This is a genomic window from Candidatus Poriferisocius sp. (assembly GCF_965204145.1).
Taxonomy (GTDB): domain Bacteria; phylum Actinomycetota; class Acidimicrobiia; order Acidimicrobiales; family Bin134; genus Poriferisocius.
On record NZ_OZ241977.1, the window covers coordinates 966,204 to 991,235 of the forward strand.

Here is a 25,032-nt window from a genome sequence, read left to right on the forward strand (position 1 = left end):
CTCGGTGTATGCCAACTAGAGCGCCGACGCAGCAACCAAGAACGCGGTAATGACGGCGACGCACAGCAAAGCGACCGCCTCGACCACCGCCGCTCGCCTCAGGCGTCGATGGACGGCAGGTTCTCCATGCCGCTCGACTGCGGGGATGAGCACCCAGCGGTTGTGGCCGCCAATGGCCGCGGCCACGGCGACGAGGGCAATCTTGGCCAGCAGCAAACGGCCCCACGGGGTTGACCACAAGTCGGCGAAGCGGTTGAGCACGAGAATCGCCATGACTGTGCCGGCCGCGCCGGCAAGCACAAGAGCGCTAGCCGCCATTCGGGAGAATCGCATCAGCGGCCGGATTACGTCTGCGCCGCGGCGGTGTCGACGCCACAGGAGGTCGGCCAACAACACGACGCCGCCGCTCCAAACCGCTGCGGCGCTCACATGGCTCACGCTGGCTATGGAATGCAACCACCTCGGTCCCTCGGTAACCGTGTGGCCGTCGAAGGCAAACGAGGCAATCACGAGTGCCCCGCCGATCAGCGCGGTCACAACAGTCGGCATCCTCGGTGGGTTCGCCACGGCGCGGAACAGGGCCAGTACTACGACGAGCCCGCCGAGCAGGCGAAGCCCAGCTGCCACACCGAAGTGAGTCGATAGGGCATCGGCTATCGCGTCAGGTGACCAGAACGCCGACCACTCCCGTTCGATGACCACCGCTCGGTTCAACGAGGCCACGGCCGCGCTGACGGTGAGCATGATGCCGTTCCCGCTCACCCATCTCCGCACCCGGTGCGAGTCCAGCGGCTCGCCACGAACGATGAAGGCCAAGAATGCCAGCCCGCCCACGATGCCCATTGTGGCCAGGAAGATCAGGATTCGAGTTACTTCAGCTATGCGGTGTGACCCCGTCGCTGCCGAATTGCTCTGCGGTGCGAATGTCGATGTGCGGCGCGTTTCAGCGTTGGGCTCCGCGGGGCCCATGGTTGGCGATGGGGATGAGCTTTCCGGGCCCATCGAGCCAGATGTGGTTGGTTGTGGCGTCGATGGAGCTTCGGTGCGGCTTGGCCCTTCGGGTGATTTGGTTGCCGCCGAGGGAGAATCATAGGGCACGGGTGTCGTGGGTTCGACAATTGCTGGGGTAGACCCGGTGTTCTGCGCATCTTGAGGGCCAGGAGACGGCGCGATCGTGGGCCCGCTCTCGGCCCGGAGGACCGTGAACGCGAACGTGCCCTCCAGAATGTGGCCATCGGCGGCCGTTACCCGCCAATACACCTCAATTCTGCCGTTGGGCAGCGGTGCTTCATAGCGCATAAGCCAGGTCTGCCCATCGGTTGAGTCCACGGTGTCCGGAGTGCGTCCGTGTCCTTCCTCATCGAACGCGATAAAGCCGTCCGAGACTGGCTCAACGGGACGAGTGAAAGTAAGCGAGATTTGCGAGACCGGTTCACCGACCGTATCGCCGTCAGACGGATGCGACGACTGCAACTCAGTGTGAGCGGCTGCCGTTGCTGTCCAGACGGTCGTCAAGGCGAGGCTGCCCAGCAACACCCACATTGTGACCGCCACCCGCCGAACAAATTGACGCCTTTGTCTGATGAGTTGCGATGCTAGTTACCGAAACCGCTCCCGGTAGGGCGGGCTTGGCCCACCCGGCCCGGTCCTTCAACTGAAAACTCGGCACCGGACCGGGATCGGGCCGAGTCCAACTTACTCAGACAAGAGCGGGTTGGCGCGATGATTTCCCCAAGTCATCACCAATGGGCACTTGAGCACGCTGGCGGGTTGGCGGTGGATGACTATCGGGGAAGGGCTCAGAGTCTGCAGGTTTGGGTGGCGGTCGCAATTCGTACGTTCCGTCTCGGCGTCGGTGTACTGCCCAGTTGTCGTCGTGTACTTGATGGTGACAGGGCGTGCAGAGCAATACCAGGTTGTCAAGGTCGGTCGGGCCGCCCCGCGACCATTCGTGGATGTGATGGACTTCGCACCAGGTGGCGGATTGACCGCACCCAATGCAGTGTCGGTCTCTGATGATGAGGGCGGCTCGCTGAGCCTCGGTAGCCGAGCGGAGCTTGCGCCCGACCCAGAGCTCCTGGCCTTGGCGGTCGAACGCCGCGGGCAGGATGTCGGCATCGCAAGCCAACCGCAGGGCTTCACTCATGGGAAGTGGCGTGCCGTCCAGTAGCCGGGCATCGGCCATCCGTTGGTTCACTGCGTCCCAATCAGCAGTCAAGATCAAGTTCGCGCCCAGCGGCTTGCCGTCACCAGGTTCGGAGCACACCAGCGATTCCAATGCGTCGGCCAACCGCTGATTGAACGACGTCTGATCAGCAGCACCCTTGTCGTTGCGCAAGCTCCGCTCCTTGGCAGCCAGCGCAGCCTCAATTCGGTGACCGGCGACGGGGTCAAACTTCCCGGAGAGGATGAACATGTCGTCGTCGGGCGATTTGAAGAAGCTGACCGAGCGGCGCTCCCGCTGCTTCTCGAACTGGCTCTTGCCGTCGTCGCCGGACTGTTCTTGCTGGTGATCGCGCAGCGTTTTGGAAAAGGTGTCGAAATTCTGACTACGGGCTGCCTCGACTAACACTGTTTCATTTACCGGCCCCTGCGACGCGGCCCGGGCAATCTGCTTGGCGTGGGCCTCGGGGATCTCCCCGGAACCCAACGCCTCCAAAGTCTCAGGGACCTGAGTGAGTTGCTCTGCGGTCTCGACCTCGCGCTTGGCCTGTCGCCGGGAAACTTGCAGTTCCTCACAAGCCATCCGCCGAGCCAACCCATCGGTGCTTCGACGGGCGTATTCAGCTAGCGACGCCGTCTTCATCGCCGCCAACCGAGACTCAGCCCGCTTGATCACTCCTAGCCGCTCCCGCAACCCCGAAAGCGTCAATCCAGCAACATCAACCACCTCCGGCCACACCGGCACGGTAACTTTCTCCTCAGCCCATTTCCCCTGTTCAGAGGCCATAAACTCCATGCAACAAGTTTACCGATGCGGGTGACAGTTTGATCTTGTCGGTGGTTACAGGGGCTTGAAGCCAATCAATCGGGTCGGCCCTTTAAATACAGCAATGATCTAGCCACTGAAGTTCGAAGAGGACAGACTTTGCGCATTGTCTGACAGCGCAAGAGCCCCAGCATCATCCGCCCTTGGTTCACCTGCAATCAGGTGCATGCCTTGTAGCATTGTGCTTCGTGGCTGACTACGACGATGGAGAAATCACCAAGATTGCTCGCAGGGTGCTTCTAACGCGCCAGCATGCGTGTCAGATCTTCATCTCTAACGAGCCCAAACCAGACCTCTCAGCCGAATACATGGCCATGCAGATGGAACTATTCGTGACGCCTTGCTACAACGGGATCGAGCAGGCACTAAAGCTGGTCTTGCTGTCTCAGGGCATCTCTGCGGACGAACTCAGACAGGAGTATGGACACGACCTTGTCAAGCTGTTCCGGGACCTGAGTCAGGAGGCCCGAGACCATATAGAGCTTCACTTTCAGGAACACCGCAGCCTTCATAACTACGACAGTGGCGATGTCTCGACTCAGACGGCCGAACAGTTCATAAGCCACATCAACTCTGGTGACGACCAGGTCGGGTCTCTTGAGTGGCGGTACTTCCAGTTGGACGGAACTGATGGGCTTCCCCCTGTGTACATCTGGTCAATGCACGAAGTCTGGGCTGCCGTCTGTTGCTGGATCAGAAACTCTGTCCTAGAAGGCAACGGCTGTTCACGCCTGAGTTGCAGGCTTGAACATAAGTTCCTCCGGCTGTTCACCCGAACGGCCGTTGAAGACTGGAGTGTCGATGAATTGAACGCGTGGATTCGGCACAAGGACAGAAGTCCGCTGGCTGCAGTAGTTGACCTCCTAGTGAAGGCAGACCGGGCTCTGCTGGATGCAGTTGAAGCTCCAGAAGCTCTTCGAGCGATGCTGGGAGAGACCGCAGATGCGGCTCTGGAGCAGATGGAGAAAAAGCCGGAAGATCCGGATGAACGTGCACTTTTCTCTCGCATCCGAACAGGAGAGGGGATCCTTGAATGGTCTCAGGAGAGAGGGGCATTCAACCAATTGCTTCAGACAGAGCCTGAAATCGAAACCATGGAAGAGGAGGCCAATGGTGTTCGAATCAGGGTAGATGACATCTGTGTAGATGACGTGATCAGGATACCGGGCCTAGGCAAGATGGGGTGGTTGGTTGAGACAGGATCTGACCCGGAGCGCGGTTCGGCCAGAAGCGTGCAAACTGGGTTGGCGGAATGTGAGTTTGTCTGGCCGGAGGACCACCAAGATCGACAGGCAAATGGTGAGACAAATTTGCCCCATCTAGGTAGTGCGTGGTGGCGGGTTACTGGTGTCGATGCAGTTGCAAAACCATATTCGCGGCTGAGGGAGAGGTGGATCGAGGCCCAAGGTTGGAGGGAAACCAAGCTCATGATTCGACTGCGCGATGTTCAAGAGGTTCTTGATGCCAGCCTTTACGCTCACAATGGGTTCATGTCAGGTGCCGATCCCGCCCTTCACGAGAGCGGAAGGCTCTTCTGTTTCACACCTGAGAAATTCTTGGCTGAAGAGGAGCTAGTCGCCTTACGAAGGATGGGTTTTCGTTACAACACTTGGGCTTCAGTCGGGGTAGGACCGGGCCACTGGGTATCTGACGAAGGTTCAGTACTTGAACCAAGTACCCATGAATACTGGACAACGATCTTGCTTCCTCAGGCTGTATCGCCTACACAGGCCAAGGATCTCGTGCAGGAGATCCTCGACTCAGGCCTGTTGGGCTCTGATCAGAGCTACTACGTAGAGCCAGTATTGAAGTTCTTCAACCGCAATGGTGATTGCTGGGAGGTTACCCAGGAAGAAGCCGACCAGGACGCCTGGAGCTTCGAGCCTCGCAAGATAGGGATTATCCATACCCGGAGAAACACCGATCCGCCTCCCTCTCTCCAAGATTCAAGGATCATATGAGCGGCCAGGGCGAAAACGCTCGTGAGCAAGGAGATCATGAAGCGATTCTGCAGTCGGAAAGCCCGAGCCTTGTGTTCTCGGAAGAAGTGATCCGCGTGGCATGGAATGACTCTCAGGAGCCTGAATTTGAAAGGAGGCGTACCGAGCTAAGGGTTTTCGGGTTGGACTTAGCAGCCCCTAGCCAAGACGAGGATTCTGAAGATGATGAGGGTGGTGCTTCCGACTCAAATCGAAACTTCCTGTCGAGACTGGCGGAGGCCATGGGCAGCGGTGCAGCGGCATCTGGGGTGCAGCAAATTTTGAACCAACTCTGACCAAGCAGGGTTTTCGGTCCTCTATCCCCGTACCGACGGCTCGCGGCTCAGTTCAGAGCGGACCTGAGCGACAGCATCAAGTGAAATTTCGAGGGCCTGAGCTACGGACTCGTCCAAGGCAATGCGGACAGGGTCGTCAGCCACATCGGCCAAGGTGAAGAGCTCGGCTTCTGCATTGGCATCAAATACACCGGCCAGGGCCTGTGCTTGTTCGTCGGTCAGGTTGGGGACAGGCAAGCTCCTGATCGTGTCCAGGGAGAAGTTCACGCGAGACAGGATGTTCGGAGCAGCTGCCGCGATTGCGCCAGTGATGCCGAGCGTGGAGTTGAGGTAGACGCTGAGCGCCTTCTCTCTCTCTTTCTCTCTTTCTCTTTCTCTCTCTCTCTCTCTCTCTCTCTCTCTCTCTCTCTCTCTCTCTCTCTCTCTCTCTCTCTCTCTCTCGGCGCGGATTCGAATGGGTATCCAGCGTGATCCCACAGTCCTCTCGGGAGTCCAGGCTGCGAAGACTCTGGCTGTGTTCAGACGGGCCTTGTCGCAGAACAGCAGATTTGATCGTTGCAACCAGTAGGAATCCGCGAGCCGTTGCTCCCGTTCTCCCGGTTTGGCGTGGATGTAAACGTCGCTGTGCGTTTGTAACGAGCGGATCTTGTCAGTGTCGTTGTGCCAGAGGGCACGGTTCCCTGTTGTGTCGGCAACGTCGTGCTTCGTGTAAACGTCGCGGATACGCTGGCCAGCGGGGCCGATTTGGGCGATGTTGCCTAGAGTGGTTATTGGGAACAATTCGCCACTGGAAATTGCTTTAGCGGTTTCCACTAGTGCTGGTGATGTCAAGCCAAGCGGCCGCCACTCCCCATTTGCCATTCTTGCGGCGGGCCACTCTGAGACGCTTCCAACGGACTCTTTCAGCTCGCCCCGGTGGAGTGCGGTTGCTGTGGCCAGTGCGTCCGTTGCTAGTTCGGAGTTCTGCCTCAAGCACACGAATCTTGTCGGCGGCCGCCGTGATGGGACAGATTCGGTGTGACGGCGGGCTACCACCAACATTTCTGAGATGCTGGTGTTCTCAGAGAAGCAGTAGCGGTTGGGATCGTGGCTTGCGATTACCCACTCGATGTGAAACCACTCTGCCAATAGTCTTCGAACCTCTCTACCCGATGGGTCCCCGGCGGCAGAAAGAGGGAGGACGCTGGCTACAGCACCGCCAGCCAACTTCGCCAAGTGCTCGCCGAGCACGCAGAACGCGGTGGAGCCGCTCTCGCCTCGGGCCGCGGTTCCGGCCATCAGCTCCTTCTCACGTTTCTTGAGGTGCTTCTCGTCGGCAGCGTTGAATTGGTCGTGGCGGAGGGAATCGCGGGTATAGGGCGGGTTCATGATGACGAGGTCATAGGAGTTATGCCTGGCCTCGACTTGGACTTCGGTGTCTACTTGTCGGCCAGCTGACCAGCCAACGAAGAGCCGTTTGTCAGTCTCAAGTAGCTCCAGCGATCCGACCCTGGCCTCATCGGACCGGCTTTTGCCTCCAGCCTCCAGTGGCATCATGTGGATATTCATGTTCTTGAATGCGGTGGAGGGTGACATCAGGCCGAGCGTGGTGGCTGCCATGTGACAGGCGGTGGTATTGACATCCAGGCCCCAAATCACGTCCTCTATGAGTGTCTTGGCATCAGCCTCCCGTCCCGTTCCCGGGCGCAAGTCGCGAATGCGTTCAGCGGCGGCCATCAGCAATGTGCCCGTACCGCAGGCGGGGTCGATCACTCGATAGTCGGATAAGTCCTCGTTTAGGTCCTCTGACCGGATTGCTAGTCCCGCCAAGAGCACCGCAGCGGAGGTGCTGGTGTAAAAGGAGCCGTCGTAACGGGCTGAGTCGAGTAGTCGATGGAAAATTCGTCCGATCAGGTCGTGGCTTCCACTCGACGGTGCCGCCGCCGCCGAAAGAGCCGCCCGAGCAACTCGGTGCACAGCCGACGTCCAACCTTCGTCGCGAGATGGTGCCATCAAGGCGCGGCATGCCGCTTCAAAAATCGGGCGGTAGTCCACCGCCAAGATCATCTGCCAGGAATCATGAAGTGCCCCGACAGGATCACCTTGTTGAAGGCAGACTGCCAGCTTGTCCGGCGGCCATCGGCCTTTGTAGGGCTGGTCTGTGCGTGCGTCAATCTCAGGCCGCAAGGCCCGCAAATGATCATCTAGGCGGGAGTGAAACATGGCTGCCGCCGTTATCGCCAAGAGGCCGCGCTTGGCGGCTGCTCTGGTGGTATCTCTTTTCTTACCTCTCACAGTCTGAGATACCGGCAAATCCAGTTCTTCTGCCAACTCCCGCATCTGATTGGCAGTGATCTCCTCGCACGCTTGCGTCAGCGAATCATCTAGAGACCGGGCCACAGCTTCGGGGTCTCCCCGCTGCTCCGGCATCAGCCGTACGACCCGAGCGAGGTCAAGGGGTCGGCCCGAAGCAAATTGCTCTGAAGGAAGCACAGCCCATTCCAGAATTGTCGCGTCGTCAAATCGTTCAACCCGTAGGCCGCCGGGATAGCTCACGGCCACAGCCTCATGGGCGACAGCCGCACCTTGTTCGTGCTCCCTTAACCGCTTTCGAGCATCAGCCAGTGCCCCGCGCCGGTTGTCTATCTCGGCCTCAATGGCCACGACTAGTGCCCCGATTTTTGCTTCGATATCGAATCTCTTTTGGGCCGAACCTGGCTGCTGCTGTTCTGTTCGAACTATGTCGACGCCCTCTGCTTTGAGGAGTTGAGCCAAGCGAACGTTCAGTGCGGCTTCGAAATCCGCTCCACCAATACTGGTTGAGGTCTCGTTACCCGCGTTCCCCATATCTCTCCTTGCGCAGCTGCCTGGCGACTTGTGGGCATGGTAATGGCCCTCGCTGTTGTAGAAGTGCGGCGCTAGTACCCGTGAACCGCCCTGGTTTTTCTGGAGGGTCGGTTTATTGGTTTCCAATCGGTTGTCGGTTGGGTTGTCGGGCAGCATAGGCCGCTTCGAATTCTGCTGGCGGGATGTTGCCCAGGTAGGTGTGGAGTCTTTGGTGGTTGTGCCAGTGCACCCATCCCAGGGTGGCGAGCTCGATGTCTGTGCAGTCGTGCCAGGGCCCCTGGTCGGGGCCGCGGATGACCTCGGTTTTGTAGAGGCCGATGACGGTCTCGGCCAGCGCGTTGTCGTAGGAGTCGCCCACCGACCCGACTGAGGCCGCGGCGCCGGTCTCGGCGAGGCGGTCGGTGTAGCGGATGGAGGTGAACTGGCTGCCGGCGTCGGAGTGCACCGCCAGGCCCTCGAGTTGGCCGCCCAGATCGACACCAGCACCGCACCCATCGCCCGGTGGCGGCGAGCCCTCTGCGACTCGGGCCGCGACTTGGCGTCGTAATACGTCGACGGGGCGAACTGCAATGCCCCCCAGATCGGCTCGACCCCGAACTCGCCGCGGCGGGCGTCGATGAACTCCACCATCACCGGTGTGGGCGGTCGAGCTCCGCCGCGAAGAAAGCCGACGCCGACTTCAAGATCGCGTTCGCCCGGCGAAGCTCCCGCACCTCCTGCTCCAACGCCTTGATCCTGGCCCGCTCCTCGCTGGTGACACCCGGGACCGAGCCGTCGTCGACATCGGCCTGGCGCACCCAGGCCCGCACCGACTCCACCCCGTAGCCGAGCTGCTCCGCAACCCGCTTGACCGTCCCCCGGTCAGAACCCAGCTCAGCGCGCAACTGGCGAACCAGCCGCACCGCCTGGGCCTTCTCCTGAGCCGAATACCTCCTCGTCGAAGGACGCCCCGGCAATCTCTGTGTAGGCATAGCCATAGTCTCGCTTCCAAGCTTGAGACCCTCCGGCCATACCAGGGCGGTTCAAAGTGAACGAACTAACTGCGTTTGCTCGCTACAAGACTGAGCTCGGAGGAGGAGTTCATGAAAATACCGGCGAAGCTGCTGTGTTGGCTTGGACGAGCGTTCATGGTGGCGTGGCTATCATCGACGAGCGTGCCGGCAATCGGTTAGCCCAACAGGAGGGGATATTGGTTCAGGACTCAATGTGGTTGGTTGCTCAGGGCGTCCAGTCGGGAGTGCTCAACCGCTCCGAAGCAGAGAATCTGGTAGATGACTTGCGGGCAACTGAAATGAGGTTACCGGCAACTGGAAAGGAGTTTTTTGCCTGGGCGCACCAGGAGGGGTTGATGTCCTGATCCACTCAGCCCAGGGGCAGGGCCAGGGCGAGGGCGTTGGCGGCGTGGTGGAACTCTAGGCGGGTGGTTTCGCCGAGGTAGTCGCCGTCGAGCTGGTAGGGGAAGGGGGTGTCGCTGGCCACGACGGCGCTGATGACATCGTTGCGGGAGTGGACATGGCGATAGGCGGTGACCGGGGGGCCATAGCCGAGGGCGCTGGCCGCTACTCGCAGGAGGCGGTTGGCCCGCAGCGACCGCAGGGTCACCATGGAAAGGGGCACATCCAAGGTGGTGTCGGGCATCACGTTGAAGGGGCGCGAACCCAGGTAGGTGTAGGGATTGGTGTTGAGGCAGATGGCGAACTGGCCGGTCACCGCCTCACCGTCGGCGTGGTAGACGGTGAACCGGGGACGCGACCGGTCGTAGTGGCGAAGCCAAGTGTCCACCGCCGCGAAGGCGAACAGGGCGTGGTTGGCATACCGCTTCAGCCCGGCCCGCCGCTCCACTTGCTGTACGACGGCAGCGTCATATCCCACTCCGGCGTGAAACAGGAAATACCTTCCGTTCACCTGGCCGAGCCCAACCCGCTTTATGTGGCCGGCGGCGAGCGTTTCCAGCAACATGGCGGCCGCCTCCACCGGGTCGTCGGGTAGTCCGATGGTGCGGGCGAAGACGTTGGTTGATCCGCCCGGGAGGGGGGCGAGCGCCACATCTGAGCCGGCCAGACCGTTGATGGCCTCATTGAGAGTCCCGTCACCTCCCAGCACCGCCACTGCATCGCAGCCTTCGGCCACCGCCCCGTGGGCCAGGCGGGAGGCGTGGCCCCGCCGATTCGTGGCAGCCAGGGTCACGTCGTGGTCGGCAGCCAGTGCCTTTTGGATGACAACCTGGGTCCGGGCGGTGACCGACGAAGCGTGGGGGTTGACGAGGAGGAGGACCTTCAGGCCTTCTACGCTACCGCTTCCGTCCGATAGCCAAGAAAACCCATTCGTCGGAAATTGCCCATTTCTTCGGCTCCGTTTGGTTTTGCACCGCTGGGGCCGGGTGGGAGACTTGCACGCTATGGACATTGTCGTCTGCGTGAAGCAAATCCCCGATCCGGCCGATCCCGGGGAGCTCGACCCGGAGACCAAAACCCTCAAGCGGGACATGAAGCTCATCATGGACGAGTCGGACTCCTACGGAGTGGAGATGGCCCTCCAGTTGCGCGATGCCGCCGGCGAGGGTGAGGTGACCCTGGTATCGATGGCCCCCAATGAAGAGGTGAACGGGCTGCGCTCCGCGCTGGCCATGGGAGCAGACAAGGCCATTCTGGTCAGCGACGAGGCATTGGCCGGAACCGACGCCCTGGGCACCGCCAGAGTATTGGCGGCTGCTATTGGCCGGGCTCAGGCCGATCTGATTCTGGCCGCCACTGAGTCGTCCGACGGCTACACCGGCACGGTTCCCGAGCAGGTGGCAGAGTTGCTGGGCCTGCCCTCGGTCACCTTTGCCAAAGAGATCCAGACAGACGGTGGCGAGGTGGTGGTCAAGCGCCAGACCGAGGCCGGCTATGACGAGGTGCGGTGCCCGCTGCCCGCCGTGGTGTCGGTGACCGCCGGGGTGGTCGAGCCCCGCTACCCATCCTTCAAGGGCATCATGGCGGCCAAGTCCAAGCCCATGGACCAAGTGGGCATCGCCGACCTGGGCATCAGCGCCGATCAGGTTGGCTGGGCTGGCGGTGGCCAGGAGATCACCGACGTCAGCCCGGCACCCGAGAGGGAGGCTGGCGAGATCATCACCGATGAGGGCGACGCCCACGAGCGCATCATCGCCCTGCTTGAAGAGCTCAGGATCGTCTAGGACACGGGACGCTAGGAGACAGTATGGGAACCATCTGGGTGTTTGCAGAGGCCTCGGGCGGCAAGGTCGCCTCGATCAGCCTTGAATTGTTGACTAGGGCCCGCGAGCTGGCCGACACCGTGGAAGCGGTAGTGGCCACAGACGGAGAGCCGGTGGCCGCCGAGCTCGGTGCCCACGGGGCCACCACGGTCCACGCCACCGGCGACCTGGGCGACGGCCTCCCTGGGCCGGCAGTGGCCTCGGCCATCGCCGCGGCCATCAACGGAGGCGCCGGCCCCGATGCGGTGTTGTTCGGCACCACCTATGACGGTCGAGACGTAGCTGGACGGCTCTCGGTCAAGCTGGGCGCGCCGGTCATCACCAACATCGTCGAGTTAGAGCAAGCTGATGGCTCCCTCGTCGGGACCGAGCCGGTGTTCGGCGGCACGGTCAACGTCAGCACCCGGTTCAACGGGTCGGGTGTCGGCCTATTCCTGGTTCGCCCCAAGTCATTCGCAGCCGAGGAGTCCGGCGGGGGTCCGGCGGCGGTGTCGCCTTTGCCGGTGCCCGATCTGGGCGCTACCGGGGCGGCCCGGGTAGTCGACCGATTCGCCGAGGAGTCCTCTGGCCCCAAACTGGACGAAGCCGGCGTGGTGGTCTCGGGCGGGCGGGGCCTGGGCGAAGCCGAGAAATACTCCATGATCGAGGACTTGGCCAAGCTTCTCGGCGGTGCCGCTGGCGCGTCGCGAGCCATCGTGGACGCGGGCTGGGTGCCCTATTCCCACCAGGTGGGCCAGACCGGCAAGGTGGTCAAGCCCGATGTGTATGTGGCCTGCGGAATCTCCGGGGCCACCCAGCACATGGTGGGCATGAAGGGCTCCAAGAACATCATCGCCATCAACAAGGACGCCGAGGCGCCCATATTCGGCATCGCCGACCTCGGCGTGGTGGGCGACGTCCACAAAGTGCTGCCCAAGCTGATCGAAGCTCTGCAAGCGCGGGGATAGGCCAGCCTCACACCAGCGGCCAGGGGTGACGGCGGCCGCTGGGATCGACGGGAAAGCGACCCTCGCCCACTAGGGCGTTTGCCCGGGTTATCAGGGCATCGCGCTCCAACAGGGTGAGCAGACCGGCCACGCTTTCGGGCAGGCCCTCTTCCAGCATGGCGGTCACGTCGTCGGCCAAATCGTCTGGCAGGAGTTCTCCGGCCCACTCCCAGATCACCGTGCGCAATTTGAACTCGCAATGGAACGACAAGCCGTTGTCGATGGCGTAGAGCCGCCCGTCGTGGCCGAGCAGGATGTGGCCCCCCTTGCGGTCGGTGCTGTTGATGATGAAGTCGAAAGCGCACAAACGCTGAAACCACCGATGGTGGACCGGCTCCTCCCGCAAGGTGAAGTAGTGCTCGTCGTAGTCGGTGGGCACATAGAGCTGTACCGACCCCTCGCCTAGCGGCCCGTCTCTGAGCACCGTGGGCGGCACCAGATCCCAGTCCAGGGTGCGGGCCAGTTCGAAGGCGGCGATCTCCCGGTTGTGCAGTCCGGCGGGAAAGTCCCACAGAGGCCGCTCGCCCTTCACCGGTTTGTACACCCCTTGGACGATGGGGAAATCGGGGGAGTGGACGTCCACCAGAAACGTCATGTTGGAGCTCCATGGCATGCGCCCCAGCACTTCCAACTCCCCGGTGGTCAGTATTTCGACGGCAGCCTCGTCTTCGAGCGCGGGCCGGTCGCGAAACGGCGATTCGGTGTTCGACGGGGCGGGATCCATCAGTTAAAGCAGGGACACCAAGTGCCGTCGTCATTGAGGGGTGCGCCGCAGAAGCGGCACGGTGGCCGGCCCGAGGCCACTACCTGTCGGGCCCGGTTCACAAACCCAGCCACTTGGCCCCTTGTGATCCGGAATTGGGCGGTGGCCAGGTCGTCGGCCTCTTCTTGGGCGGGCCTCTCGGTGATGATGAGCAGCATCCGATCGGCGTCGGGGTCATAGCCGAACCGGAATTCACCCGCCGTCCACTCCGCCTCCACCGGGTCGATGAGGCCGATGTCGACTTCAGGCTCGATGGCGTCGGGGTCTTCGGAGATTTCCCGCAGCACCGCGGCGAAGTGGTCGGCCAGCGCCGACACCTCCTGCTTTTCCAGCTTGAGCGTCACCAGGGTGCCGGTGACTCCGGCCTGGAGATAGAACACCCGTTGGCCGGGAGGCCCGATGGTGCCCACCGTGAAGTGCTCAAGATCGTTCAGGTCGAAGGATTCGCTCATGACGGTACGAGAGCCTTCAACTCAGACGTGCTGTTGACGGCCAGCACTAGCGGGCCTTCGTCGCTGTAGAGGATGGCGGTGATCGAGCAGGGCGAGACCACGATCCGCTGGAACATGTCCAGGTGGGCGCCCGAGGCATATGACACTGCCGCTTTGATGGTGTCGGCGTGCGACACCGCCACAACAGTCGAGCCGGGATGGCGGGCCGACAGCGACTGCACCGCTTCGGTCATCCGGGTCTGCATCTCGGCGAACGACTCTCCTCCGGGAAATCGGAAGCTGCTGGGAGTTCGCTGCACCTGGCGCCAGTCGCGGCGGCGGCGCAGGTCGCTGAGGCGGCGGCCGGTCCAGCGGCCGAAATCGCACTCGTTGAGGCTGTCGAGCACCCGGACCCTTCGACCCACCGCCCGGGCGATGGGGGCCGCGGTCTCCCGGGCCCGCTCCATGGGGGAGGCGTACACCGCTCCGATGCGTTTCGGACCCAGGGCGGCAATGCGGGCCGCGGCCTGCTCGGCCTGCTCCCGACCCCGGTCGCTGAGATGCAGCCCGGGGGCCCGTCCGGGCAGCACCGCGCCGGTGGTGGGGGTCTGGCCGTGGCGCACGAACAGCACCAGGGTGGGTTTGCGGGACTTGCTGGCCATTGTCTTCTATCTTGCCGGGAGTGGGCTCAGCAGACACATTCGACGAACTGGCCGCTGATGTTATCGCCTGCCGGGCCTGCCCCCGGCTCGTGGCCTGGCGGGAGGAGGTGGCCGTGCTCAAGCGGGCCGCCTATCGGGATTGGGACTATTGGGGTCGGCCGGTGCCGGGCTTCGGCGACCCCGAGGCCCGCATCGTGGTGGTGGGCCTGGCCCCGGCCGCCCACGGTGCCAACCGCACCGGGCGTATGTTCACCGGCGACCGTTCGGGCGATTTCCTGTATGCGTCGCTGCACCGGATGGGCTTGGCCAACCAGCCCAATGCCACTGACAGGGATGACGGGCTCGTGCTGCGCGACACCTACATCACCGCCCCCGTGCGGTGCGCCCCGCCCCAGAACAAGCCCACCCCAGCCGAGAGGGATGCCTGCCGTCCATTTCTCGAGCGAGAACTGGCCCTGTTGTGCCGGGCCCGGGTGTTTGTGGCCTTGGGGGCCATCGGCTACGGAGCGGTGGCCACTGAGCTCGGAGTGAGGCCCCGCCCCAAGTTCGCCCATGGCTTGGAGGTACCCACACCCGATGGGCAAACCGTGGTGTGCTCCTACCACGTGAGCCAGCAGAACACCTTCACCGGCCGGCTCACCGAGGAAATGCTCGACGAGGTGTTCGCCCGGGCCCTCGCGCTGGCCGACGCCGTGTAGCCCCTGGGATTGGTTCGCGACTTCGGGGAATCGGGCGATACCGTTGGGTCCGTGAAGAAGACCCGCCTGCTGGCGATTGTGGCTGCGCTGATCTTGATAGCAGCCGCCTGCGGCAACTCCGGCGCCCCCACCTCCTGGGATGACAACCCCGCTGAGTACAAGGGCGTGCCCGACGTGGGTCAACCCGAGCGAAACTTCCGGACGGGCTGTGAGGAAGAGGGCAAGGACAACCTGGATGCGCAGGTGCAGGAGAACCTGGCCGACGTGTGCAAGTGCGGCTTTGACGGGATCAGGGAGGCACTGACCTTCGAGGAGTTCAAGGATTTGGACGACGATCTGCGCAGCGACATCAACGCCGACCTCACCATAGAAGTGAACCAGATCATGCGTCAGTGCATCCTGGAGGAGTCCGGGCTCGGCTGACCGCTTTCAACAGCGAGCCGCGGATGGCTCCGCCCTCAAACCCCTACTTTGACTGCGCTCTCGGCCCAGTCGGGCCAGCGTTGGCGGCTCTTGGCGGCCAGCTTGTGCATGAGGGCCACCGCTCCGGGGTCGTCATCGCCCGGTCGGGCCTGGATCACCCCGTCCTCGAGCATGGCGTTGATCACGGCCCGGCCGAGCTCGGTGCGGACCACGGTGAGGGTCCAGTCGGTGGCATCGCCGATGCCCCCGGTGGAGATGTCGGCGTGCTCGGCGGCGAAGTCGGGGCACAGGTTGCAGCCCTCCCGGGTCCAGGCGTGGCACTCCTTGAGGTTGATCTCGTGGTAGTCGCCGTTCTTCATCCACACCTGGAACACGCCCTTGATGTTCATCTTGGCGATCTGGTCGGTGGGCAGACCGTACTTCACCCAGAACAGCTCCTCGAACATGGAGTCGTCGAAGCTCTTAGAGCACAGCAGTCCGATGTTCAGCTTGATGGGGCGGCCCACCTTGCCCACCTTGCGGTTCCACATCACCGGGCCGATGGAGGTCTGGCAGCTCATGCCCACCAAGGCCAGGCGCTCCAGCCCCCGCTCTTTGGCCTCCCGATAGGCCAGCGGGTTGGCCGAGTAGGTGTAGCGGCTGCCCGCGCCCCGCAGCACCTCCTCCCGGTTGGCGGCCAGGCCGGGCACCGCCTTCCAGCCGTCGGTGTCGCCCCCCTCCAAGAATGAGGTGAGGGCCCCGTCGATCACGTCGTTCTCCAGGCACCAGATCAAGATGGCCGACACCAGCCCGCCGTCCTGGCCCACCTCGTATACGTAGTCGTCGCTGGCCCGCACCAACAGGATGTCGCTGTAGATTCCCGACACCTCGTCCTCGTTGCGGATGCGCCCGAACAGGTGCTCGTCGGCCTCGGCCTCCCAAGTGCGGAACCGGGGGCAGGCCCGGGTGCAGGAGGTGCATCCCTTCTGGCCGTGGATGCAGTCGGAGAGGCCCAGCTCCTCTTCGAGGTGGAAGGGCTTGTACTGGCCGGGCTCGTGCTTGTAGCCGATCACATCGTGAGGGCAGGCGATCACACAGCCCGCGCAGCCGGTGCACAGCCCCGAGTCGATGACTTCCTCGTAGAGCTCTTTCCACTGGTGCGTCCAGCGAACCTTGGCCTCAGCCACCCAGAGACTTTGCCACGCCCAGCATGTGATTTGGTCATTCAAAGCGCATTTGCGGGGGAACCTTCAACACTTCCGATAGGGTCACGCCGGACAGGAAGGAGTCGCTTTGAAGACCCTCGTCGGAGTTGTCCTCGTCCTCGCCCTCATAACAGCTTGCAGTGGCTCCGAACCGAAGTCGGCACCCTACCCGCAGGCCGAGGTCGACGCCCTCGAAGCACAGAACGACGAGAAGAGGGCCACTATCGACGACCAGAACGAGACCATTGTCGAACAGCGATCCACCATCCAAGCCCAGAGGCAGGCCATCGTCGAACAACAGGACGAGATCGACCGGCTCATTGCCGCGCAGGAGACCCTGCTGAACACCTACCGATGCCAATTCGACATCGAAACCCAGAAAGTCCCGGACGGATGCCAAGAAGGAACACTGGCGGCCCAGCCGAGAGCCGAGACCCAGTCGACTGTCGAAACGCTCACGGCTACCCAGATTTATGAACTTCTGGCACCTTCGATTGCTTATGTTGAATCCGCAACATTGACCGGAATCTTTGGTGAGTCCACAACACTGACCGGAAGCGGGATATTGGTCGAAGGCGGCTATCTGGTAACGAACTTCCACGTAGTGTGGCCTCACCAGCAAGTGCGAGTGGTATTCCCCGACGGCACTGAGTTTGAAGAGGTGCCAGTGGCCGCGCACGATTACGTGGCTGATATTGCCTTGCTGGGACCGATAGAGATTGACGCGCCGGCCGTGGTTCTCTCCGACGGTGAGGACATGCCGCTCGGCAGCGATCTGTTTTTGATCGGCTATCCCGCCGAATACGAGCCGTTCCCACAGCCCTCGATCACCAAGGGCATCCTTAACCGGTTCCGCCAGTGGGATACTTACGAACTCACCTTGCTTCAGACAGACGCAGCGATCACCGGAGGGCAGAGTGGAGGAGCATTGGTCAATACGCGGGGCCAGGTAGTCGGCATCTCTACTTGGATTTTCGGCGGTGCTGGGACGATCCTCGGGCCGACCGGCGCCGGATTCGGAGTTGCCAGTTCGGCTAGCGATGTTGCCGACATCGTAGATGGACTTATCCGGGTGGCCACTTTGCGAGAATCCGGTGGCTTCCGCGGAGTATCGGCCCTCGATGGCGAATTTGTGTTCGAAGTGGACCCTGTTACCCCTCAGGCTTTCACCTTCACAAGCACGGCGGGATCGCACGTAGAAATCACCCTTTTGGGTGCATCAGATGGCATTGTCTCGATCTCCAACTCTCTCGGAGTGCTCGCTGAAGCAGATCAAACCACCACCGGCGAAGAGACCTTGTTCTTTGAAGTTCCTGATGACGGGACGTACTTCGTTGTGGTCTACAGCTGGGGGAATGATACAGGTGACTATAATTTCGACCTGATCAGTTCGGTGCCGCTACAACCCTATGAGGATCCCGATGACGACGCCGACTATTTGGGTCGTGGTGGCTGGAAAGTGGACCCCGGAACAGTTTTCGACTTAGTGGTCAGTAGCGGCGGCGGTATTGGCGGCTGGAATGTAGGCTCTAGGACAACGACATTTGGACTGTTTGATTACTATTCTGATATCGATGCATACACCATCATACTAAATGCAGGTGAAGTGTATTCTGTGAGCACTGAATCAGTTTTTGCCGACACTGAAATTTCCATATTTTCCCCAGAACGTGAATCCTTCAATGACGACGACAGCGGGCACGTCACAGTTTTGGGCAACACGTTCAATGCACTGGTTGAGTTTACGGCACCAACCACTGGAGAATACATCGTCTGGGTCTCTGAAGTCTTAGACCGGTCCGGCGATGGCTACGCCTTGATCGTCGAGCGACTCGCATAATCAACCAGATGCGCCAGTCATCGACCACACCACCGGCGCCCAACGCAGGCCCTCTAATGGGAGCATGATACCGCCGCTTGCGTGGAGCCTCCCACGAACAACCGCCTAGCTATCATCATGTGCTGGGGAGCGGGACTGTTCGCTCTGATCGCTGCCATCGGAGCACTTCTACCCTAGGCGACTGTTGGCGGTCCTTTTCCGACTTCTACGTCGAAGACTCCGACACGCCAGAGACCACGGTGCTGGTCTCGGCTGCAATCGGCGCTCTGTCTGCCACCGGATTCGCGCAGTGGAAACTGCTGTGCAGGCTAGTGAATCCGAATCGGAGCCTGCCCCGCCGGGCGGGACTGCGGGGGGAACAGCCCGGCCCAGCGGGGCGGGGAGATGGGAGGTCTCGCAGGGTGCGATGCCTCGGGTTGGGGCTAGAAGGCGGGGGCCTCTTTCGGCTTGGGTGTCTGGGAAACGGGGTCGCCTTCCGGATCGGGGTTCTCGAAGCTGATCGTCTCGACATCCTCGTCGCGGATGACAATGAACTCTTGGGGCCGGGCGCACTGCTCGTCTTCGGGGCAGTCGGCAGTACACCACTCGTGGGCCGGGCTGTTCGGATGCGGCTCTTCGATGTCGGGCGCTTCGGGGGCTGCCTCAGACCCGCCCGGCTTGTCGGGGGTTGTCCCGGCATCGCCCGGTGCTTGGGGAGTTGTCCCGGTATTGTCGCTGCCCGCGCTGGAGGCCTCTTCGGGCGGGCCGAACGCGGCGAGGGCGGCGGCCACGCACTCCTCATACGACGTGTTGTCCCCGTCGTCGGCGGGGGCCGGCACGTCGCTTTGGGCGTTGGCCGAGACGGCGCCCCAGCCGGCGATCACCAGGGCCAGCCCTGCGATCGCAGCGGCGCCGACCAGCACCGGGTGGCGTCGCAGACGCGACCGCCACTTGGGCTTCGCGGCTTCCGGCGCCCCGGTGCTCTCAATGGGGGAGGGGTTGGTGGTTGACATTTCTGTCTCCTTGTCTTGTGGGGTTCAGCAGACCGGGCTTCCCCGGCCTTTTGGGTGTCCCCACGTTGGCAGACACCTCCTGAGACCAGGCTGAGAGCGGCTGAGAGCGTTCTCAGGTTCGCGAAAACCGATCAGGGCAATTCGGGCAGACTTGGGGTGTGAGGATTCTGGTTGTCGAAGACGAGCAGCGGCTGGCCACAGCAATCCAGCACGGCCTCGAAGCCGAGGGTTTCAGCGTCGATGCGGTGTACGACGGGCTCGACGGCCTGTGGCGGGCCCGCGAGGGGCTGTATTCGGCAATCGTGTTGGACATCATGCTGCCGGGCATGAACGGCTATGAGATCTGCCGCACCCTGAGGGCTGAGGACAACTGGGTGCCGATTCTGATGCTGACGGCCAAAGACGGCGAGTACGACGAGGCCGAGGGCCTCGATCTCGGCGCCGACGACTACCTCCGCAAGCCCTTCTCGCTGGTGGTGCTGGTGGCCCGCCTGCGGACGCTCATGCGCCGGGGGCAGGGCCAGCCCTCGCTTGTTCTGGAAGTGGGCGATCTGAGCCTCGACCCGAGCACCCGCCGATGCCTGCGGGGCGACACCGACATCGAGCTGACCCCCCGAGAGCTGGTGGTGCTGCAAACGCTGATGAGCCGCGCCCCCGAGGTGGTTCCCAAACAGGAGCTGCTCCACGCGGTCTGGGGGTTCGACTTTGACGGAGATCCCAACATCGTCGAGGTCTACATCGGCTATCTGAGGCGCAAGATCGACCGGCCGTTCGGCGCCCGCTCGATCCGCACCGTCCGCGGCGTCGGCTACCAGGTGACGAGATGAAGCTGCCCCGGATGACGGTGCGGGTCCGGATGACCGTGCTGGTGGGGCTGGCCGCGGCGCTGGTGCTGATACCGGCAACCGTGTTCGGCCCAAACCGGGTGGAGCAGGCGCTGCTCAACGACGTGTTCGACGACGAGGCCGCCGCCCAGGCTGAGAACATCGAGCCCCTGCTCGACCTGATGCGCCAGCCAATCGCGGCTGGAGCAGTCCCGGCTGAGCAGTCCGGGCAGTCAGACGTAAGTCCGCCCCAGGACATCCCGCTGGAAGTCGAGATGGACGGATTCACCAGCAGCGAGGCCTCCTACCTGCGAGACGAGGCGGGGCGCATCGGCGAGGCCCTGGGCGACCTCGACCGCCTCGGACATCTCGACGGCCTGCTCCGCATCACCCGGTCGAACCGCCAGTCGGGCGTGCCGGTGGTTTTGAGCAACGGCTCTTTGGCGGCCTTCTCCCTCGGGGACCGCGCCGAGGTGAGGCTGCTGGAGCCGGCCTCTGTGGATTCTCCGGTCATCACCGTTTTCGGCCTGAACGATCTGGTGTACAAGGCGGGCGGGTTCGAGCCACCCGGGTTCGCAGACAAGCTGGGCCGCGCTGGCCTCGACGATGATGCGGACCGCGCCTCCCAGCAGATCGCCTATGCCAGCCGCAACGCCGGCGGCACCGATTTCGTGGTCGCCGCCGACATCGGCAATGTGATCCGAAGCGTTGACCGCATCCAGTCGATCATGTGGCTGGTCACCCCGTTGGCGGTGCTGGCCGTGGTACTGGTGGCCTGGCTGCTCACCGGGCGGGCTCTGCGCCCGGTGGAACAGATCACCGAACAGGTCCGGGAGATCAACGCCGGGACGCTGGGTGAACGGGTCCCCCAACCAGGCACCGGCGACGAGATCGACCGGCTGGCCACCACCATGAACACCATGCTCGACCGACTCGAGCACAGCGACACCCGGCTGCGGCAGTTCGTGTCCGATGCCTCCCACGAACTGAGAACGCCGGTCGCGGTGCTGCGCAGCGAAGCCGAGGTTGCCCTGCGCAGGCCCGGCGACACACCAGTCGAAGACCTCGCGGCCGGCGTCCTCACCGAGGCCCAGCGATTGCAGCGCATTGTTGACGACCTGCTGGTACTGGCCCGCCACGACGAGAGCCGCAGCCGGTTGTCAGCCGAGGCAATCGACCTCGACGACATCGTCTTGGAAGAGGCCGCTAGAAGCCGGGCCGTTCCCATCGACGTGAGCGCCGTGTCAGCCGCAAGGGTGACGGCATCGTCTGACCGCGCCGGACGCATCGTCGCCCACCTGCTCGACAACGCTGCCCGCCATGCTCGCGAGGGCGTCGCGGTGAGCCTGACCACCCGCTCGACCTCAGACCCGGCCTCGACGGCAGACCAAGAAGCGGTGCTGACTATCGACGACGACGGGCCTGGAATCAACGAGGCCGACCGCGACCGGATCTTCGAGCGCTTCACCCGCCTGTCCGAGGCCCGCAGCCGCGACACCGGAGGCGCCGGGCTGGGGCTGGCGGTGGTGAAAGCCCTCGTCACCGAACTCGGCGGCCAGATCGCCGTTGACGACTCCCCCCTCGGCGGCGCCCGCTTCATCATCACCCTGCCCGCCGCCCCGGCATGAAACCCGCTGGATCGGCCGCCTACGGCACCTGGGCGATAAACCGGCGCGTCTAAGGATTGATCCCAAATGCGTCAGCGGAACGCGGAGCTGGTCACGCCGTGGGGTTGACGAGGCGGCCGACGAACAGGATTGCTCCGGTGTCTTGGTGGGTGATGGCCCACAGGAAGGGGCGGTCGGCGACGACGGTGAGGTCGGGATCAGGCGGGGCCGATTCGGCGAACCCCATGGCGGTGGCCGCGGCGGCCTCGGTGCCCTTTTCGTCCACGATCACCTTGGCGCCGTGGAGGGCGCCGGTGATGAAGATGCCGGGGGCGATGTTGTCGAAGCCTGCGCCGGGGCAGAACCCGCGCGGGCAGAGCCATTCAAACAGGTCGGTGGGCGGCAGGGTCTGCTCCCACTTGGGCATGGCGAGATCGACATAGCCCTTCCTCGCCGCGCCGCGCAGACCAGCGAGCGCCTCCGCGTCGAGCGATTTCTCGACGGCGGCCAGGCCGTCGACGTCGTGGGGGACGATCAGCCACATGGCCAACTCGCCCCCCTCATAGGGCAGTTCCACCGCGTCGGCATCGCCAAGGCGGACATACCGGCGGTAGAGCGGCTCATAGTCGTGCATGAACGGAACGGTCACCGATCCGCCGTCGGCGGTGGTGAACTGGCCATCGTCGGTCCACTCGGCCAAGAACGGCACCGCCCAGTCGGCCTTGAGGTAGACGGTGTTCACCAGAATCAGCTTCTGGTCGTCGACCACGTCTTCGCTGACGATGGTGGGGATGAGCCCGCGGGTGCTGTCCGACACCCAGCGGTTGACGGCATCGGCCGCCGGGCCGGGCTGGGCGGTGTCTATGGGCTGGATCCCCGCCCCGTACTGGCTGGACGCGATATCGAGGAATTCGGGCCGCGGCGAGAACTCGTCGTCGGGGAACAGGCGGTTGGCCACCTCCAACACGTTGGGTTCTGCCGAGGCCCCGGCCAGGCTGAGACTGACGGCATTGGCCGCGCCGTGGGTATCAGCCGCAGGAAACCCGAATATCCCGTCGAGCACCGCGCCCGTGTCAGCAGACGCCCCGGCCCGGCTCAGGCTGAAGGCGATGCCGATGCTCATAGGGCTGGACACCGCGTTACCCTCCAAGTGCCGGTGGAAGTCCCACCCGGCCGCGTTGACCCCGCCAACCCACTCTTGCGATGGCGCATTGGGATCGGCGGGCAGCCGCGCCGCGGTTGACGGCAACACGGCCGCGCCAGCAGGCTCATCCGCGGCAACAGGCGTCGCGTCGATGGGGTCATTCGCCTCATCACCACCAGCCGGCGCCGCATCGGTAAGCGGTGCCACATCGGTGGTCGCGGCGGGCTCATTCGCGGCAGCCGACACGGTCGGCCCCGGTGTGACGGTCGTCTCCGAGGAACCACAGCCCAGCGCAATCGTGCCAAGCAGAATCAGCATTCCGATCAGCTTCGCCATGTTCCCCTTATGGTTCTTCATCTTGGTCATACTTATATGACGACGCCGATACGCCAAAGGTTCCCGAAAACACGGTACGGAAAGCGCCCACGGCAGGATTCGAACCTGCGACCCCTTGCTCCGGAGGCAAGTGCTCTATCCCCTGAGCTACGTGGGCAGTAACTGGGTGAGTATACCCAGCGGGGCGTCGGTACCATGTGCCAGTTCATGGCCGACATCCGCACCTCCCTTTCTGATGCCCTGCGCGGCGCGCTCGTTGTCGCGGGTGTTGACCTGCCTGCCGACTTCTCGGTGGGGTTGGAGCGACCGGCGCGGCGGGAGCACGGGGACTGGTCGTCCAACGCCGCGTTGGCCATCGCCAAGGGGGCGGGGCGCAATCCTCGGGAGCTGGCGGCAGAGCTGAGCGCCTGGTTGGAGGAGAACCGGCCTGAGCACGTGGCCGAGGTGAGTGTGGCTGGGCCCGGATTCGTCAACTTCAAGCTGGCCCCGAGTTGGCTGCACAGCGTGGTCGTTGACGCGGTGGTGGCCAGTGTTGACAACTACGGGCGCCAGAACTTGGGCGAGGGGCGCACGGTGATCGTTGAGTTTGTGAGCGCCAACCCCACCGGGCCGGTTCACGCCGGCCATGGCCGGGGAGCGGCCTATGGCGACGCGGTGGCCCGTTTGCTGGAGTGGTGCGGCTACCACGTGCAGCGGGAGTTCTACATCAACGACCGGGGCACCCAGATGGACCTGTACGCGGCCTCGTTGGCGGCGGCCCGCGCTGGCCAGCCGGTGCCTGAGGACGGCTACAACGGCCAGTACATCGCCGAATGGGCTTCGGAGATGGCAGTAGATGCCGATGCCCGCCAGTGGGGGCGGGAGCGGGCCCTGGACGACCAGCGGGATGTGCTGAGTTCGATGGGAGTGGAGTTCGACACCTGGTTCAGCGAGCAGGCGCTGGTGGACTCTGGGGCTATCGACGACACGCTGGCCGCGCTTGACGCCGCTGGTGCCTCCTACGGGTCAGATGGCGCCTTATGGCTGCGCTCCAGTGACCATGGCGACGACAAAGACCGGGTGCTGGTGAAGTCCGATGGGGAGTACACCTACCTGCTGCCCGACATCGCTTACCACCGCGACAAGCTCGATCGAGCCGGCTCAGACGGGTTGCTGATCAATGTGTGGGGGGCCGACCACCACGGGTACGTGGCCCGGATGAAGGCGGCCATGGCCGCGCTGGGCTGCGATCCTGCCAGCCTGGAGGTGGTGGTGACCCAGCTGGTGCGACTGGAGCGCGACGGCGAGGAGGTGCGGCTGTCCAAGCGGACCGGCGACCTCATCGAGCTGCGCGATGTGATCGACGAGGTGGGAGCCGACGCCGCCCGGTTCACCTACCTGCTCCAATCCATGGACACCGCCCCCACGTTCGATTTGGCCAAGGCTGCCGCCCAGGTGATGGAGAACCCGGTGTTCTACGTGCAGATGGCTCACGCCAGGGTGTGCTCCATCGCGGCCCGAGCCCAGGCCGATGGGGTGGAGCGCTTGAGCATCGATCAAGTGGACTTGAGCCTGCTGGTCCACGAGCGGGAGCTGGAGATAATGCGCCAGCTCTCCACGCTGGGCGAGGTGATCGCCGCCGCCGCCGAAGAGCGAGCCCCGCATCGGATGACCGCTTGGCTGAGGGACTTCGCCGCCGCGGTCCACAGCTTCTACCACGACTGCTATGTGGTGGGCACCGGCATCGCCCCAGAGCTGACCCAAGCCCGCCTGGTCCTGATCGACGCCGCCCGGGTGGGCTTGGCCGTTGGCCTCGGCACCCTCGGCGTAAGCGCCCCCGAGTCGATGTAGGGGAT

The 25,032-nt window shown here is 63.3% G+C and carries 21 protein-coding genes, 1 tRNA gene, 2 pseudogenes and 1 other annotated feature; of the genes and pseudogenes, 11 read left to right on the forward strand and 13 right to left on the reverse strand.

Annotation, left to right across the window (positions count from 1 at the left end):
* Positions 1-15: 15 nt before the first annotated feature.
* The 3 genes and pseudogenes from ACOGI7_RS04295 to ACOGI7_RS04305 all read right to left on the reverse strand — a co-directional run bounded on the left by ACOGI7_RS04295 (position 16) and on the right by ACOGI7_RS04305 (position 2,959).
* Complete coding sequence (locus tag ACOGI7_RS04295; protein WP_419851453.1) at positions 16-834, reverse strand: copper resistance D family protein; 819 nt, start codon at positions 832-834, stop codon at positions 16-18.
* Between the two features lie 375 nt (positions 835-1,209).
* A pseudogene (locus ACOGI7_RS04300) lies at positions 1,210-1,542 on the reverse strand (copper resistance CopC family protein); the annotation flags it as partial.
* Between the two features lie 157 nt (positions 1,543-1,699).
* Positions 1,700-2,959 carry a DUF222 domain-containing protein gene (locus ACOGI7_RS04305; protein WP_419850690.1) on the reverse strand — a complete coding sequence of 420 codons (1,260 nt, stop codon included), beginning with the start codon at positions 2,957-2,959 and terminating at the stop codon, positions 1,700-1,702.
* 218 nt (positions 2,960-3,177) lie between these two features.
* Here ACOGI7_RS04305 and ACOGI7_RS04310 point away from each other — a divergent pair, with 218 nt between their 5' ends.
* On the forward strand, positions 3,178-4,950 hold the full coding sequence (locus ACOGI7_RS04310; protein ID WP_419850691.1) for a hypothetical protein: 1,773 nt from the start codon (positions 3,178-3,180) through the stop codon (positions 4,948-4,950).
* Positions 4,947-5,264, forward strand: a complete 318-nt coding sequence (locus ACOGI7_RS04315; protein ID WP_419850692.1) for a hypothetical protein — start codon at positions 4,947-4,949, stop codon at positions 5,262-5,264. Before ACOGI7_RS04310 ends, ACOGI7_RS04315 begins: the two co-directional genes overlap by 4 nt.
* Positions 5,265-5,285: 21 nt before the next feature.
* Here the strand turns inward: ACOGI7_RS04315 and ACOGI7_RS04320 are convergent, their stop codons facing one another.
* Both ACOGI7_RS04320 and ACOGI7_RS04325 read right to left on the reverse strand, forming a co-directional pair.
* A complete protein-coding gene (locus ACOGI7_RS04320; RefSeq protein ID WP_419851454.1) occupies positions 5,286-8,090 on the reverse strand; it encodes an N-6 DNA methylase in 2,805 nt (934 codons plus the stop codon).
* A 112-nt stretch (positions 8,091-8,202) separates the two neighbouring features.
* Positions 8,203-9,061, reverse strand: a pseudogene (locus ACOGI7_RS04325) (integrase core domain-containing protein).
* Positions 8,646-8,759 (reverse strand) — a sequence feature (AL1L pseudoknot). Its footprint overlaps the pseudogene before it by 114 nt.
* Before the next feature lie 56 nt (positions 9,062-9,117).
* On the opposite strand from ACOGI7_RS04325, the gene ACOGI7_RS04330 reads away from it, so the two are divergent.
* Positions 9,118-9,447: a hypothetical protein gene (locus ACOGI7_RS04330; protein WP_419850693.1), complete on the forward strand. Its 330-nt coding sequence runs from the start codon at positions 9,118-9,120 to the stop codon at positions 9,445-9,447.
* A gap of 5 nt (positions 9,448-9,452) precedes the next feature.
* Here the strand turns inward: ACOGI7_RS04330 and ACOGI7_RS04335 are convergent, their stop codons facing one another.
* Complete coding sequence (locus ACOGI7_RS04335) at positions 9,453-10,589, reverse strand: diacylglycerol/lipid kinase family protein (RefSeq protein WP_419850694.1); 1,137 nt, start codon at positions 10,587-10,589, stop codon at positions 9,453-9,455.
* On the opposite strand from ACOGI7_RS04335, the gene ACOGI7_RS04340 reads away from it, so the two are divergent.
* Together ACOGI7_RS04340 and ACOGI7_RS04345 are read left to right on the forward strand one after the other, a co-directional pair.
* A complete protein-coding gene (locus ACOGI7_RS04340) occupies positions 10,489-11,268 on the forward strand; it encodes an electron transfer flavoprotein subunit beta/FixA family protein (protein ID WP_419850695.1) in 780 nt (259 codons plus the stop codon). The genes ACOGI7_RS04335 and ACOGI7_RS04340 overlap by 101 nt on opposite strands.
* A 23-nt stretch (positions 11,269-11,291) precedes the next feature.
* A complete protein-coding gene (locus tag ACOGI7_RS04345) occupies positions 11,292-12,254 on the forward strand; it encodes an electron transfer flavoprotein subunit alpha/FixB family protein (protein WP_419850696.1) in 963 nt (320 codons plus the stop codon).
* 7 nt (positions 12,255-12,261) lie between these two features.
* On the opposite strand, the gene ACOGI7_RS04350 is transcribed toward ACOGI7_RS04345, so the two are convergent.
* The 3 genes from ACOGI7_RS04350 to ACOGI7_RS04360 are packed head-to-tail and all read right to left on the reverse strand — an operon-like array spanning position 12,262 to position 14,149.
* Positions 12,262-13,017, reverse strand: a complete 756-nt coding sequence (locus tag ACOGI7_RS04350; RefSeq protein WP_419850697.1) for an SCO1664 family protein — start codon at positions 13,015-13,017, stop codon at positions 12,262-12,264.
* Entirely contained in the window at positions 13,017-13,508 is a 492-nt protein-coding gene (locus ACOGI7_RS04355) for a DUF3090 family protein (RefSeq protein ID WP_419850698.1), read from the reverse strand. Before ACOGI7_RS04355 ends, ACOGI7_RS04350 begins: the two co-directional genes overlap by 1 nt.
* Entirely contained in the window at positions 13,505-14,149 is a 645-nt protein-coding gene (locus ACOGI7_RS04360; protein WP_419850699.1) for an MSMEG_4193 family putative phosphomutase, read from the reverse strand. The genes ACOGI7_RS04355 and ACOGI7_RS04360 overlap by 4 nt, the downstream gene beginning before the upstream one ends.
* A gap of 11 nt (positions 14,150-14,160) precedes the next feature.
* Here ACOGI7_RS04360 and ACOGI7_RS04365 point away from each other — a divergent pair, with 11 nt between their 5' ends.
* Positions 14,161-14,847 (forward strand): uracil-DNA glycosylase, encoded by a 687-nt coding sequence (locus tag ACOGI7_RS04365; protein WP_419851455.1) that lies wholly within the window; start codon positions 14,161-14,163, stop codon positions 14,845-14,847.
* A 51-nt stretch (positions 14,848-14,898) separates the two neighbouring features.
* Positions 14,899-15,270 (forward strand): hypothetical protein, encoded by a 372-nt coding sequence (locus ACOGI7_RS04370; protein ID WP_419850700.1) that lies wholly within the window; start codon positions 14,899-14,901, stop codon positions 15,268-15,270.
* A 35-nt stretch (positions 15,271-15,305) separates the two neighbouring features.
* On the opposite strand, the gene ACOGI7_RS04375 is transcribed toward ACOGI7_RS04370, so the two are convergent.
* Entirely contained in the window at positions 15,306-16,436 is a 1,131-nt protein-coding gene (locus tag ACOGI7_RS04375; RefSeq protein WP_419850701.1) for a Coenzyme F420 hydrogenase/dehydrogenase, beta subunit C-terminal domain, read from the reverse strand.
* Positions 16,437-16,542: 106 nt separating this feature from the next.
* Between ACOGI7_RS04375 and ACOGI7_RS04380 the strand changes: the two genes are divergently transcribed.
* Positions 16,543-18,294, forward strand: coding sequence for a trypsin-like peptidase domain-containing protein (locus ACOGI7_RS04380; RefSeq protein ID WP_419850702.1), 1,752 nt, complete (start codon positions 16,543-16,545; stop codon positions 18,292-18,294).
* 422 nt (positions 18,295-18,716) lie between these two features.
* On the opposite strand, the gene ACOGI7_RS04385 is transcribed toward ACOGI7_RS04380, so the two are convergent.
* The gene (locus ACOGI7_RS04385) at positions 18,717-19,286 is read right to left on the reverse strand and encodes a hypothetical protein (RefSeq protein ID WP_419850703.1); all 570 of its coding nucleotides are present in this window, start codon (positions 19,284-19,286) and stop codon (positions 18,717-18,719) included.
* A gap of 158 nt (positions 19,287-19,444) precedes the next feature.
* Here ACOGI7_RS04385 and ACOGI7_RS04390 point away from each other — a divergent pair, with 158 nt between their 5' ends.
* Complete coding sequence (locus ACOGI7_RS04390; RefSeq protein WP_419850704.1) at positions 19,445-20,113, forward strand: response regulator transcription factor; 669 nt, start codon at positions 19,445-19,447, stop codon at positions 20,111-20,113.
* Between the two features lie 11 nt (positions 20,114-20,124).
* The gene (locus ACOGI7_RS04395; RefSeq protein ID WP_419850705.1) at positions 20,125-21,738 is read left to right on the forward strand and encodes a sensor histidine kinase; all 1,614 of its coding nucleotides are present in this window, start codon (positions 20,125-20,127) and stop codon (positions 21,736-21,738) included.
* Positions 21,739-21,829: 91 nt separating this feature from the next.
* On the opposite strand, the gene ACOGI7_RS04400 is transcribed toward ACOGI7_RS04395, so the two are convergent.
* Both ACOGI7_RS04400 and ACOGI7_RS04405 read right to left on the reverse strand, forming a co-directional pair.
* On the reverse strand, positions 21,830-23,197 hold the full coding sequence (locus tag ACOGI7_RS04400; protein ID WP_419850706.1) for a serpin family protein: 1,368 nt from the start codon (positions 23,195-23,197) through the stop codon (positions 21,830-21,832).
* 84 nt (positions 23,198-23,281) lie between these two features.
* Positions 23,282-23,354, reverse strand: a tRNA-Arg gene (locus ACOGI7_RS04405).
* Between the two features lie 50 nt (positions 23,355-23,404).
* Between ACOGI7_RS04405 and argS the strand changes: the two genes are divergently transcribed.
* A complete protein-coding gene (gene argS / locus ACOGI7_RS04410) occupies positions 23,405-25,027 on the forward strand; it encodes an arginine--tRNA ligase (RefSeq protein ID WP_419850707.1) in 1,623 nt (540 codons plus the stop codon).
* The last annotated feature ends 5 nt before the right edge of the window (positions 25,028-25,032 follow it).